The sequence below is a fragment of the Acinetobacter sp. FY731 genome (assembly GCF_059515905.1).
Genome location: NZ_JCAKNB010000004.1, coordinates 345167 through 358590 on the forward strand (window position 1 = coordinate 345167; position 13424 = coordinate 358590).

Here is a 13424-nt window from a genome sequence, read left to right on the forward strand (position 1 = left end):
GCGCTTTTTTTTTGCTTCAACAACTGAATTAAGCTTCAGGTGCCGCGCTATATTGTTCAACTAATGTTTTCAATTCACCAGTTTGGAACATTTCTAGCATAATATCGCTACCGCCAATCAATTCACCATTGATCCACAATTGTGGGAATGTAGGCCAATTTGCAATTTGTGGCAAAGTAGCACGAATATCTTGGTTTTCCAAAATATTTACATACGCAAATGGACGACCAATTTGACTAAGCGCTTCTACCGCACGTGCAGAGAAACCACATTGTGGAAATTGTGGTGTGCCTTTCATGTAAAGAAGAACTGCATGTTTAGCAATTTGGTCACGAATTAACGCTTCGGTATCGCGTGCTTGTTCAGTCATTGATAAATCCTCAATAATTCTGCTTCGCATTATACCCAAATCTACGCAAAACAGTATGTCAAAAGTAATAAATCCATTTTTATTTACAATCGGGCTTTAATTTTAAGACAGATTTTGCTTATATAGAACATCTTAATACCTTTGATCTATTTGGTATTAATACCCAAATTTCCCAATCAACTAACAGATAAGAGTTAGCCATGAATAACATTACCTTTGCTCCCGTGCAAACTGATCAACCATCACACTTGATGCCTGTATTTGGCCGTCAGAAGATCAGCTTTGTCCGAGGACAAGGTTCTTATCTTTATACAGCAGATGGTACCGAATACTTCGATGCACTTACAGGTATTGCTGTTTGTGGTTTAGGTCACTCACATCCTGCTGTTACTGCCGCTATTGTTGATCAAGCATCAACTTTAATTCACACAAGTAATTTATTTGAAGTGCCTTGGCAAACTGCTGCTGCCCAAAAACTTGCAGAAGTTGCAGGTATGGAAGAAGTTTTCTTCTCTAACAGTGGTGCAGAATCAAATGAAGGTGCAATTAAAATTGCGCGTAAATTTGGTCACATGCAAGGTGTAGCAAACCCTAAAATAATTGTAGCCGATCATTCATTCCATGGTCGTACAATGGCAACACTTTCTGCAACAGGCAATAAAAAAGTTCAAGATGGTTTTGGTCCACTTGTTGAAGGTTTTATTCGTGTTCCATTTGGTGACATTGAAGCTATTGAAGAAGCAGCCATTAATCATCCTGATATCGTGGCAATTCTAGTTGAACCTATTCAAGGTGAAGGTGGCGTAAATACTGCACCTCAAGGCTTTAGCTACTTAGAAGAAATTCGTCAAATTTGTAACCAACATAATTGGTTAATGATGCTTGATGAAGTTCAAACAGGTAACGGTCGTACAGGTAAATACTTTGCTTACCAACATACCAATATTATTCCAGATGTCATTACCACTGCAAAAGGCTTAGGTAACGGCTTCCCTATTGGTGCTGTAATGACTCAAGGCCGTGGCGTTGGGGTGTTAACTGCGGGTAACCATGGTTCTACTTATAGCGGCACACCACTTGGTTCACGTGTAGTTTATACAGTGATAGATACTATTCAAAAAGACAACTTAGTTGAAAATGCTGCCAACATGGGTGCTTATATTGTTGAGCAGCTTAAACAGCAACTTGCAGATCAAAATGTCATTGTACGTGGCTTTGGCTTAATGATTGGTATTGAATTACCAAAAGCTTGTCCAGAATTGGTTGATATTGCACGTGATGAATATAAATTAATTCTTAATGTAACAGCAGGCTCTGTAATTCGCTTACTTCCTGCATTAAATATCGATCAAGCTCAAGCAGATCAACTTATTGAACGCATTGTAAAAATGGTTAAAACTTATTTAGCATAAATACGTTTTTGTAAAACACCTTAACTAAAAAAGCCGCATTTCGCGGCTTTTTTACAATCTATCTTTTTACTTAACTTACTATACACGTAAATTAAGATACTTCTTGAAAACTACGTCCTGTAGAAAGCGGACCAAAATACTGTTTCAAAGCATCTAAACAACGATGAATTTTCATTGGTTGTTGATCATGTTTAGAAGTAATAGCATTTAAAGTAAATGCTGGAAGTTTCCACTCAGGTAATACTTCAACCAAAGCACCAGATCTTAATTCATTTTGCACATCAAGATATGTCAGTCTTGCAATACCATAACCTTGCAAACATAGTGCCTTCGCAACCATTACATTATTCGTTGTAAAACGTGAATCCATGTCCAAATTAATCGTTTCAGCTGTATTCATGTGCTGAAATGTAAAATTCTGAGCATTTTTTTGTAAATTTACAGGAATTAAATCATGATTACGAAAATCTTCTGGACGAGAAATCGGTGTTGATTGATTCAAGTAACTTGGAGATGCAACCAATACTTGTTCTACACGAGTTAAAGGAAAAACCTGCAAACTAGCATCTTCAGTTTTCAAACTTAAACGAAGTGCAATATCAATACGACCTTCAATTAAATCAATATATTGATTATCAGCTTCAATATGAACAGCCAAACCTCGATGTGCAGATATCCATTGTGACAATGCTGGTATTACATGATTCGCAGCAAGTTCTGGAGTCGTTGCTAAACGCAATTCACCCACAAGGTCATCACGTAACTCATTGATCCGAATTTTCCCACGTTCAGCAGCAGCCAACATTTCTTTACAACTGTGGAAAAAAGCCTGTCCTGTTTCAGTTAAACTCAATTTCCGAGTAGAACGATGTAGAAGTGTAACCTCCATATCATTTTCCAAAGAACGAATTTGTTGACTGACTGCGCTCGTTGTAATTCCTAATTCACGAGCTGCACCACTAAACGAACTTTTTTCAACAACGCACGCGAATACGCCCATTGCACGAAGTTGATCTAACATAAATTTCCCTCTGAAATTACGAGAAGCTTCAACATAATATTAAAAGCAACTCGTTGTATTATACGGTGAAATCTATGTTTTGCATTATAAAATTTAATTTATTGGTAAAATTTTTGCGGGATCGATTGGCTTACCATCAAGGCGAACCTGAAACTCTAACATTGTACGAGATGTACCTGTAGAACCCATTTCTGCAATTTTTTGACCAGCAGTTACATTTTGACCACTTTTCACTAACATTTTATTGTTATGTGCATAAGCTGTAATATAACCATCTACATGCTTAACCAAGACTAAATTACCGTACTCCTTAAGACCATCTGCCGCGTAAACTACTTGCCCATCTGCTGCCGCATAAATTGGATCACCTACATTACCACTATAGCGAATCCCTTTTACATTTGATGCAGAATCAAATTTAGAAATAATTGAGCCATTGCTTGGTTTTACCCAACGCAAAGAACTTGATGCAGAACTTGCACTTACTGTTGGAGTCTTAACCGGTGTTACTGGTTTTACCGTTTGTGTTGCTGCTGTTGGAAGATCAATTTTTTGACGTTGAATTGGTGCTGCTTGTGTCATAGCCTGTGTATTTGTAGTACGAGGTGCACTCCCTTTTTTCAAGCGAATAGACTGCCCTACATAAATACGATACGGTGCTGCAATATCATTCATCTCTGCAACACTGATATAACTTAAGCCATAACGCGCCGCAATACCGCTTAATGTATCACCTGTACGCACAGTATAGTAATTTGGCGCTGCTGCATAACGTGTAGCATTGTTTATTTGTGGTTTAGAAGCACAACCGCTTAATACAACTGTAGTAATCATCGCTGTAGAGATTACAATCGTTTTTAATAGTTTAGGCATAGTCAGTCCACGACAATTTGACACCAAATGCATTCATCTTCCCCCGCTAATTTCAATCAATTCCACACATTAACACTAAGAGTAGCAAAAAAAAGTACTTTAAAATTCTATAGAAAGTACTTTTTCACAAACTTATAACAATCATGCTCATTATTTATTCACATTTTGCTTTTATTGCAAAAATACAATACGTTCTTAGGACTTTAATCGGCCTGAAACCATCAAGCTAAATCACCATTTAACTTTGTTAAAATTGAATAATTCGTCGCATCCATTTGAATAGGTGTAATGCTGACATAACCATTTGCCACAGCAAAAAAATCAGACTCTATATTATTGAGCCCTTGTTTCTGTTCTGTTACCGATTCACCAGAAAGCCCAATCCAAAATACTTGACGTCCACGTGGATCGACATGACTTGTAATAGGTTTAGACTGACTACGTCGACCTTGATATGTAACTTTTGAGCCTTTTAATTCAGCCACATCGGGAATATTAATATTTAAAATATGACGTGGTGGTAGTTCAGGTAAACCACGAACAATAAAATCATGAACCCATTGTGCTGCAACAGCATAATCTTGCGCTTCATTATAAGAGCGTACATTCGCACCGCAGAATGAAACAGCTAATGCAGGTTGTGCCATCAAACGCCCTTCAAAAGCCGCACCAACTGTACCTGAATACAAAACATCATCGCCTAAATTAGCACCACTATTAATACCACTAACCACCAAGTCAAATTCAAAATCGAATAGACCATTCATTGATAAATATACACAATCTGCAGGTGTACCATTTACAGCCCAAACATCCTGTGAAATTTGAATTGGGCGTAATGGTCGATCTAGCGTCAATGCACTTGAAAAACCACTGCGTTCACTTTCAGGTGCAACTACAACCACTCGACCCAATGGTTTCAATGCCTGAGCTAAAGCCTGTATACCTGGTGCAAAAACACCATCATCATTTGCTATTAGAATATTCACATGAATCTCTTATCTATTAATTTATTGACCAATAAGTTCAATTTATTGAAATATAATAAATATTATATATATTGTTGCTTACAGTTCCACTCAAATACTGAGATTAAAATGCAAACTTTTAAAGCATTGTGCTATTCATTCGGACTTACTCTACTTATAGCACCTATGACCCATGCAACCACTGATTTAAGCGCAACTGAAAAAAACAGTATGATTAAAGAAGATGTTGCTTCTGCACAAGTAATGCAAGAAGTTTGCCCTGCTTTTATTGGTAAAAATGCCAAATTTGAACATAACATGAAAGATCTGATCGCAGAATATCTACTCGATTATTCAGAGCCATCTATTTCACTAGAAAAACTTCAGCAAGATGCTGAGTATAAAGGCTTAATTCAAGAGGCTCGTGACGCAGCTAAAAGTACTTCTAAAGAAGAAAACAAACTTGCTTGTGAAGAAGTTTTAAGCATCGAAATGTAAAACTTTTAGGTTGTATGAAAGATCATGCAACCTATTTACACAATTTATCCATATTTTTTGCAAAATCTTTGCACTTTCAACATCTTTTATACACTCAGCATCTTTTCATTTTTATAAAAATAGACAATCATCATAGCGTTAAAAATATATACAAAAATTTTAGGTAAATATTCGTTATGAAATCTCAAATTTTAAAATCAATGAGCGCAATTGCGTTAAGCTTAATGTTAAGCCAAGTAACCAATGCAAAAGATGCAAACATTGAAGTAACACCAATTCAAGATGTCACTCATCAAGAACTGGCTGCAATTTATGTTTTATCTGAAATTTGCCCTAGCCTAGTGTCTGATAAAAAACAATTTGATGCTGGCTATAAGAACCTAGTAACTGAATACTTAGCTTCAGAAAAAGATCCAGTTGCAGCATTAAATTTATTATCTAAACAAACCAGTTTTAAACCTATTTTAGATGAAGCGAAATCTGATGCAAAAAAAGCTGGGGACGAAAAAAACAAGGCTATTTGCAAAGAAGTCGCAACTTATAACAATTAATTTATATTCGTTACAATAGTTTTGAAAATTAGCTGATTTTTCCCGTAGAAGTCAGCTTACATTTACCCTAGAATGCAAGAACGTTGTGCTTATATCAGAATATTGGAACCACCTAAAAATGACCGGAAAAAGCGCCCTTGCTGCATTGATCTTATTACCTAGTTTTTCATATGCAGCGACTGTCTTAACGACACCACCAGAACTCAACAATAAATCTTATGTTTTGATGGATTATGAAACAGGGCAAATCTTAGCTGCTAAAGGCGAAAATGAAAAATTAGCACCTGCTTCAATGACAAAAATGATGACAAGTTTCATCATCGAACAAAAGTTATTGAAAGGTGAACTCACGGAAGATGAAAAAGTTCGTATGAACGAATCTGCATGGTGCCGAGGTAGTAGCACGGAATCTTGCATGTATGTTCCGCTGAATGGCACAGCTACAGCCTTAGAAATGTTGCGTGGTATTATTATTCAGTCGGGTAACGATGCTTCTAAAGCAATGGCTGAACATATTGCAGGTAATGAAGGCACTTTCGTTCACATGATGAATGAAGAAGCTAAAAAAATTGGTATGACAAATACACAGTTTATGAACTCTACAGGTATGCCTGCTGAAGGTCATTATTCAACTGCAAAAGACATGGCAACTCTTGCAAAACATATTATTCATGACAGCTCTAAATATTACCCAATTTATTCTGAAAAAGAATTTACGTTTAATGGTATTAAGCAAGGCAACCGTAACGCATTGCTTTATACAGACCCAAGTGTAGATGGTTTAAAAACAGGTCACACCAACGAAGCGGGTTATTGCTTAACAACTTCTGCTAAGCGTGGTCCTATGCGCTTAATTTCTGTGATTTTTGGTGCGCCAAGCATGAATGAGCGTGCATCTCAAACACGTGAATTATTGGCTTGGGGTTATGCAAACTTTGAAACTGTAAAAGTTCAGTCTGCAAATCAAGTTTTGGCTAAATCTAAAATTTGGTACGGTAAAGAAAATGACGTTCAAATTGGTTTAGCTGAAAACTTTAACGTAACTATGCCTAAAGGCAAAGCAAACGAAATTAAAACTCAACTTGTAGTACAACCAAAATTGACTGCGCCACTTCAAAAAGGTCAAGTTGTAGGTAAATATGTTGCGAGTTTAGACGGTAAAGTTATTGCAGAAAAACCGCTTGTTGCTTTACAAGCTGTTGAAGAAGCAGGTTTCTTCTCTCGTATGATTGATCATATCAAGCAATTCTTCGCTAACTTATTCTAAGGATTTATCTTTTCAGATAATGTCATCTTAGACTTAAGATAAAGCATCTATATTTCGATATAGGTGCTTTTTTATTTATACTTCCCTTTATTCTAAAAAATGTGATTAATCTTATGAGCCAAAACATTCGCCCTTATTTAGATACTGCCCCACAAATTGATGATTCTTGTTATATCGACCCAATGTCTGTTGTGGTAGGTGATGTTGTTTTGGCTGAAAATGTTTCTGTTTGGCCTTTTGCTGTGATTCGTGGCGATGTGAATCATATTCATATTGGTAAAAATTCGAATGTTCAAGACCACTCTATGCTTCATGTAAGCCATAAAAAAGCCGATAAGCCTGAAGGCTCACCTCTGGTTATTGGTGAAGATGTAACTATTGGTCATCATGTAAAATTGCATGGCTGTACTATTGGTAACCGTGTTCTTGTGGGTATTGGTACTATTATTTTAGATGATGTTGTTGTTGAAGATGATGTGATGATTGGCGCAGATTCTCTTGTTCCACCCAATAAGCGTTTGGAAAGTGGTTATTTATATGTGGGTAGTCCTGTTAAGCAAGTTCGTAAATTGACTGAAAAAGAACTCGCATTTTTGCCTTATTCTGCTCAGAACTATGTGAAAGTTTCAGGGAATTATAAATACAAGTAGCATTAAAAATAAATTTACACCCTATAAATCTCTCAAAATACCAACGACATAAAAGAGCTTCTTTATGATTTTAAATATGCATAATTTTGACCATTTAATAAACAAAGAAATTTTAAAAATGATTAAAGGTAAGATAACAGGTATCATTTTTTTATTAGGATGTGAAGTTATACTAATTTATGCTTTATTCAATTCTGATAAGAATACTACTTTACTTTTAAACACAAAGATTTCTTTACATTATATTTTTCCAGTTATAATTTGTCTTTTGGGTTTGATTTATTTAATTAAAAGATTTTTTAAATATTATCGAAAAACCGCTTTTCGCTTTCACCTAACCGATTCAGCTATTGTGTTAAGTATACTTTCATTTAAGAATATCACCCTAACTGAATACACTATAGATAATAATATAGTCAACATCACTTATATGAATGGTTTTAAGAAAGATTCTTATAAATGTATTAAAGTTAAAAGTAAAAACAAAACTTATTTAATACCAATTATTGATGAAAAACAAAATGAAGCATTAAAAATTTTACAGATATAATTTTTAATAATATCCAATATTATTTATTCTATCAAATCAATGTACAATAAAACATCTATATTCCTTTAAAAACCACATACAAAAACATTCGATTATTTTATAGTTTTAAAACCACTTTTTCTAAAACAACAAGGTTCACGCTTTGAAAAAAATATTACTTTTACTCGCGAATGGCTTTGAATCTTATGAGGCTAGTGTATTTACAGATGTATTTGGTTGGAACTCATTTGAAGGCGATGGCTCAGTACAACTAGATTCCGTAGGACTACATCCTATTCTTGAGTGTACTTGGGGCTACAAATGCATTCCACATTTCACATTAGATCAAATAAAGTTAGAAGATTACGATGCTTTAGCTATTCCTGGTGGATTTGAAGAAACAGGCTTTTATATAGATGCATTCGATGAACGCTTTTTAGATGTGATTCGATACTTTAATAAAGAAAATAAATTAATTTCTTCTATTTGTGTTGCGGCTTTAAGCATTGCCAAAAGCGGTGTTCTCAATGGTCGCAATGTAACAACATATAACTTTGAAGGAAGTGTTAGACGAAAACAATTACAAGATTTTGGAGCAACTCTAAGTGAAGAAAGAATTGTTCAAGACAGTAATATCATTACATCTTCTTCGCCTGAAACAGCGCTAGACGTAGCATTTATGATGCTAGAACAACTCACCTCGAAAGAAAATATGTTAAATATAAAAAAAAGAATGGGTTTTAAAATAGTTTAGATTTTCTCTGCTGTTTCCAAACCATTTATATATGCACCATGCACTGTACCTGCATATTCCAAACTACAGTGCTCTCCCGTAAAAAAGATTTTCTCATTAACAGCTTCATTTAATGTGTTAACCAAACCCTCATTATGTCCAATAGCAGGAAAACTAAATGAACCATAACTAAGCTCATCAGCACCCCAACGAGTAATCAATATTCGTTTCGGTTGATCTGGTAAATTATTTAAGCTTGTATTTAAATTTCTACAAATAAAATTCCAAACTTCCACATCTGTTGCTTCATCAATAAATGTAGATTGATTGCCACCAAATAACATTAAATAAACAGGCTTATTATAAATTTTGGATAAATCTAGAACATTAAACCAACCACCCTTCACCCAATAAAAAAAGCTATTCGAATTGGAATCAACTTGTAAATTAAGAGATTCTTCCAATTCAAAAAATACTTTATTAAATGAACCAAAACCCATTTTAGAAATAGCATTTTGATGTTGCTTTGGTAGCTCAGGAACAAATGTAATTGATTTTTTTTCAAAACACCTAACGGTACACTCACCACAACTTTAGATGCCAAATATTCTGTATTATTCGCATCAATAATTTTTACAGCGTTATTTTCTAAACGTATTTGGGTAACTTTTACATTGTTTTTAATGACAAGGTTTTTAGATAATTCACTTAAAATTTGCGTATAGCCTTTCGGGAAAATGACTTCATCACCATCAAAGTAACCCTCATATCTCTGAAAATGCGTTGAAAGTTGATTCAACTCTGTCGCAAAAGGATCATTCGCGAATCTTTCAAAATACGAATACAGTAATTTTTTAAATTGATTCGGAGAAAAACTAAGGCTATTTATTTCTAAATTATCTAATATTTCTGTCAAAGCATTTAGCGCAGAATCATGTTCTGATTTTAAAAGTAATTGCTCAATACGTTCCACATATTGCACAAACTCTTGTTTTTCTGCCGCAGTAAATGCTTGACCATTTTCATGAAAAAAATCTGAATCTATATAATTAAATATAGCTGTTTCAATTTTATTATTTTGCACTATTTCCCAAAGTGGGTTGTTCTCAATACCGTGAATCCACGATGCGCCTAAATCGAAAATTTCATCTTCATTTTTTTATAGAATATAAGCGACCACCTATTCGATCCCTTGCCTCTAAAACAAGAACATTTTTTCCAGATTTTTTTAGTTTATCTGCACATGTAAGCCCAGCAATACCAGAGCCAATCACAATAACGGGGGAGTGAATTTTGTTTTGTTTTCAACATCATTATTATTGAGCTATTTCTAGGAATTACAGTATAAGTAAACCTTTTAAGTCATTTGTCATTTTTTCGTTCACCTTTAAAACAAAGTTTGTAAACCGATTTAACAGTCAAACTCAATTAGAAATAAACAACCTTTTTTAAATTTAAAATGAATATCTTCAATAAGTTAAATATTCATCGTATATCTTTATCAAATAAAAAAGGCACACTTAATTCAGTGTGCCTTTAATAATATTAGTTAATCGCGACTGAATATACTTCTGTAACATTCTTAAACTGTTCAAAATCATACTTCGTATAATTTAAATTACTATATTCACGCACATACATTAACCCACCAGTTAAATCAGTTAATACAGTCCATACTGTATATTCACGTGCAACAATGGCTTGTCCATGTAACGTTGTATTCACTATATTAATGTTCTTTGGTCGATCAAAATTATTCATAATATGTGATAATTCAACAATCTGTTCATGTGCATCATCAACTTGATTGTAAAAACTTGAATGATAAAAGGCCTTAATAAAGCGTCCTACAGATGTATTTGAAGATGGAATGTTATGTGTCGCAATACCACTATCGGGTTGAACCAGCGTGATTCCACCAATTTTAGCAGCAGACACATCAACATTCGTCAATTGCGTATAATTATTTAAATTCGTTAAATGCCACGGAAACTCTGGACCGTTTGTCATAACACCAATTGGATTATCATAAATTGCCAATGCACTATCTTTAATTTCAATCACAACCGATTGATTATTTTTATCATAAAAAACGAAGTGGAATGGCGAATTTAAACCTAAAACTTCAATAATTCCAGACCAAACATTGACCTGTTTTAAACCTTCCTTCAATTCTTCTACAGTTGCAAAATTCGCTACACCCCACTCGCCTAGTGCTTCGTAAGGAATTGAGTTTTCATATTCAGCAGGCTCTAATGATTTTAGACCTTTGTGATGATACATATTTAAACTAAATGACAAACCAGCTTGATTCATACCCTCTAAGCAATCATATTTTTCAGATGCACTCTGAGGCATTGTTAAAGCCATGATTGGATATTTCGCTTTATACGCTAAGCCCATAGTCTTGTTATCTTCCGATACATGTTGAAATACATGTCCTTCTGGAAAATATGTAAAACTTGAAACCAATGGGGATTCTGAAAACTCTAAAGTACGGCCATGGTATACATTGCCTTTTTTATCTGTAACTTTTAATGATGTACATGCAAATGTTAAGTTTGGCGTATTTGCGTCAGACATTTCTGTAATCTCCACTTCTAATAATTAATCATGAATTTCCTCTACTTCCTTAAATTATATGAATTCTTAGATAAAGTGATCTTTTTCATCTAATTTTTTTATTTATTTTTATTAACATCACAAATATTCACCTACATTTCTTTGCAAAAACAAAAAAATGACCCAAATATTACCCACTTCGATGTAATTATCTACATTTACCTAATATGTCATCATCTTATTTAAATCTACAATTCCATACACAATACAAAGATAATATGACGGAAAACAACAATCATCATAGCCACGTAACTCAAAATTTTATACAATAGCAATCTCCTTATCCCATGGTGCTTTTCTATGACCGCTTGGACTGCTCACGTTACTGTAGCAACCGTTATTGAAAAAAACGGGAAATTCCTATTTGTTGAAGAACACACAGAAGGTGTGACTCATACTGTGTTTAATCAACCAGCAGGTCATGTAGAGTGTGGCGAGTCCCTCATTGAAGCAGCAATCCGTGAAACCATGGAAGAAACTGGGCATGATGTAAAAATTGAATCATTGCTTGGTATTTATACTTACACGCCTCCAATGTTTCCTGACCGTACATATTATCGTTTTTGCTTTTTAGCAAAAGACATACAACACCATGTAGATGCTCAACTTGATGCAGATATTATTGGCGCTGTATGGATGACATTGGATGAGCTGAAAGAATCTGCACGTGCTCGTAGTCCATTAGTGATTAAAGTCGTGGAAGATGCTTTAACAGGTCAAAAATATCCTTTATCGCTCATTTATGAGCATCAAAACTCTCCCTTATTTACAAATATGGATGCCTAATCCTATGCAACAACGTGTCATCGTCGGTATGTCTGGTGGTGTAGATTCTTCTGTTTCTGCTGCACTACTTCTTCAACAAGGTTACCAAGTTGAAGGTCTTTTCATGAAAAACTGGGAGGAAGATGACGGCACGGAATACTGCACGGCAATGGAAGATCTAGCCGATGCTCAAGCCGTTTGCGACAAAATTGGGATCAAACTACATACAGCAAACTTTGCTATGGAGTATTGGGATCGAGTATTTGAGCACTTCTTAGCTGAATATGCAGCTGGTCGTACACCAAACCCAGACATTTTATGCAATAAAGAAATTAAATTTCGTGCATTCTTAGATCATGCCGTAAATTTAGGCGCAGACTTTATTGCAACGGGTCATTACTGCCGTCGTGGTGAAACTTTAAAAAATTCACGTGGTGAAGAATATGCACCTCTACTACGTGGTTTTGACCAAAATAAAGATCAGACTTATTTCTTACATGCTGTGCATGGTCGTGAAATTAATAAAACTTTATTCCCCGTTGGTGAAATTGAAAAACCTGAAGTTCGTCGTATTGCAGAAGAACTCGGACTTGCAACAGCGAAGAAAAAAGATTCTACGGGTATTTGTTTTATTGGTGAACGTCGCTTTAATGACTTCTTAAAACAATATTTACCAGCTCAAGCAGGAAAAATTGTACTAGATGATGGTAAAGAGGTTGGTGAACATCACGGCTTAATGTACTATACGCTCGGTCAGCGTGGTGGTATTGGCTTAGGTGGCTTAAAAGGTGCTGCTGAAGGCGCATGGTTTGTTTTATACAAAGACATCGAAAATAACCGCCTAGTGATTGGTCAAGGTCATGAACATCCTCTTATGCAAAGCACTATGCTTTGGAGCGAAGCGATTGACTGGGTTGCAGGTGAACAAGAAATTCCTGAATCGGGTTTCCGCTGTACTGCTAAAACGCGTTATCGCCAACCCGACCAAGGCTGTGTTCTATTCAAAGATTCAACCATGCCAAATGGTGTTCGTGTCGAATTTGATGAACAACAGCGTGCTGTAACCCCAGGACAAAGTGTAGTGTTCTACGCAGATGAAGTTTGTTTAGGTGGCGGTGTAATTCACCATACCAATGCCCCAAAACCTGATTTTATTTAAAGGAAT

Annotated in this window: 15 protein-coding genes and 1 pseudogene; 9 read left to right on the plus strand and 7 right to left on the minus strand. The window is 35.1% G+C overall.

The features are described from left to right. Positions 1-28: 28 nt before the first annotated feature. Entirely contained in the window at positions 29-370 is a 342-nt protein-coding gene (gene grxD, locus AC5YC8_RS07740; protein ID WP_166323214.1) for a Grx4 family monothiol glutaredoxin, read from the minus strand. A 200-nt stretch (positions 371-570) separates the two neighbouring features. On the opposite strand from grxD, the gene AC5YC8_RS07745 reads away from it, so the two are divergent. Further along, on the plus strand, positions 571-1782 hold the full coding sequence (locus AC5YC8_RS07745) for an aspartate aminotransferase family protein (protein ID WP_496116879.1): 1212 nt from the start codon (positions 571-573) through the stop codon (positions 1780-1782). Between the two features lie 91 nt (positions 1783-1873). On the opposite strand, the gene AC5YC8_RS07750 is transcribed toward AC5YC8_RS07745, so the two are convergent. From AC5YC8_RS07750 to surE, 3 genes are all read right to left on the minus strand, one after another. Continuing rightward, positions 1874-2803: a LysR family transcriptional regulator gene (locus AC5YC8_RS07750; protein ID WP_496116878.1), complete on the minus strand. Its 930-nt coding sequence runs from the start codon at positions 2801-2803 to the stop codon at positions 1874-1876. Between the two features lie 93 nt (positions 2804-2896). Continuing rightward, the gene (locus AC5YC8_RS07755; protein WP_496164110.1) at positions 2897-3709 is read right to left on the minus strand and encodes a peptidoglycan DD-metalloendopeptidase family protein; all 813 of its coding nucleotides are present in this window, start codon (positions 3707-3709) and stop codon (positions 2897-2899) included. Between the two features lie 188 nt (positions 3710-3897). After that, on the minus strand, positions 3898-4665 hold the full coding sequence (gene surE, locus AC5YC8_RS07760; protein ID WP_496164111.1) for a 5'/3'-nucleotidase SurE: 768 nt from the start codon (positions 4663-4665) through the stop codon (positions 3898-3900). 108 nt (positions 4666-4773) lie between these two features. Between surE and AC5YC8_RS07765 the strand changes: the two genes are divergently transcribed. The 6 genes from AC5YC8_RS07765 to AC5YC8_RS07790 all read left to right on the plus strand — a co-directional run bounded on the left by AC5YC8_RS07765 (position 4774) and on the right by AC5YC8_RS07790 (position 8893). Further along, positions 4774-5142 (plus strand): MCR_0457 family protein, encoded by a 369-nt coding sequence (locus tag AC5YC8_RS07765; protein ID WP_496164112.1) that lies wholly within the window; start codon positions 4774-4776, stop codon positions 5140-5142. A gap of 176 nt (positions 5143-5318) precedes the next feature. After that, positions 5319-5693 (plus strand): MCR_0457 family protein, encoded by a 375-nt coding sequence (locus AC5YC8_RS07770; RefSeq protein ID WP_496164113.1) that lies wholly within the window; start codon positions 5319-5321, stop codon positions 5691-5693. Between the two features lie 118 nt (positions 5694-5811). Beyond that, positions 5812-6960, plus strand: a complete 1149-nt coding sequence (gene dacC, locus AC5YC8_RS07775) for a D-alanyl-D-alanine carboxypeptidase PBP5/6 (RefSeq protein WP_496164114.1) — start codon at positions 5812-5814, stop codon at positions 6958-6960. A gap of 113 nt (positions 6961-7073) precedes the next feature. After that, the gene (locus AC5YC8_RS07780; protein WP_496164115.1) at positions 7074-7610 is read left to right on the plus strand and encodes a gamma carbonic anhydrase family protein; all 537 of its coding nucleotides are present in this window, start codon (positions 7074-7076) and stop codon (positions 7608-7610) included. A gap of 64 nt (positions 7611-7674) precedes the next feature. Further along, positions 7675-8160, plus strand: coding sequence for a hypothetical protein (locus tag AC5YC8_RS07785; protein ID WP_496164116.1), 486 nt, complete (start codon positions 7675-7677; stop codon positions 8158-8160). A gap of 142 nt (positions 8161-8302) precedes the next feature. After that, on the plus strand, positions 8303-8893 hold the full coding sequence (locus AC5YC8_RS07790; RefSeq protein ID WP_496164117.1) for a DJ-1/PfpI family protein: 591 nt from the start codon (positions 8303-8305) through the stop codon (positions 8891-8893). On the opposite strand, the pseudogene AC5YC8_RS07795 reads toward AC5YC8_RS07790, so the two are convergent. The 3 genes and pseudogenes from AC5YC8_RS07795 to AC5YC8_RS07805 all read right to left on the minus strand — a co-directional run bounded on the left by AC5YC8_RS07795 (position 8890) and on the right by AC5YC8_RS07805 (position 11455). After that, positions 8890-10016: pseudogene (locus AC5YC8_RS07795) on the minus strand (FAD-dependent oxidoreductase). The gene AC5YC8_RS07790 and the pseudogene AC5YC8_RS07795 overlap by 4 nt on opposite strands. 7 nt (positions 10017-10023) lie before the next feature. Continuing rightward, positions 10024-10146, minus strand: a complete 123-nt coding sequence (locus AC5YC8_RS07800) for an NAD(P)-binding protein (RefSeq protein WP_496164118.1) — start codon at positions 10144-10146, stop codon at positions 10024-10026. Between the two features lie 271 nt (positions 10147-10417). Further along, positions 10418-11455 carry a linear amide C-N hydrolase gene (locus AC5YC8_RS07805; protein ID WP_496164119.1) on the minus strand — a complete coding sequence of 346 codons (1038 nt, stop codon included), beginning with the start codon at positions 11453-11455 and terminating at the stop codon, positions 10418-10420. Positions 11456-11794: 339 nt separating this feature from the next. Between AC5YC8_RS07805 and AC5YC8_RS07810 the strand changes: the two genes are divergently transcribed. Beyond that, positions 11795-12280, plus strand: a complete 486-nt coding sequence (locus AC5YC8_RS07810) for an NUDIX hydrolase (RefSeq protein WP_496164120.1) — start codon at positions 11795-11797, stop codon at positions 12278-12280. 4 nt (positions 12281-12284) lie between these two features. Continuing rightward, positions 12285-13418: a tRNA 2-thiouridine(34) synthase MnmA gene (gene mnmA, locus AC5YC8_RS07815; RefSeq protein ID WP_496164152.1), complete on the plus strand. Its 1134-nt coding sequence runs from the start codon at positions 12285-12287 to the stop codon at positions 13416-13418. Positions 13419-13424: the final 6 nt, after the last annotated feature.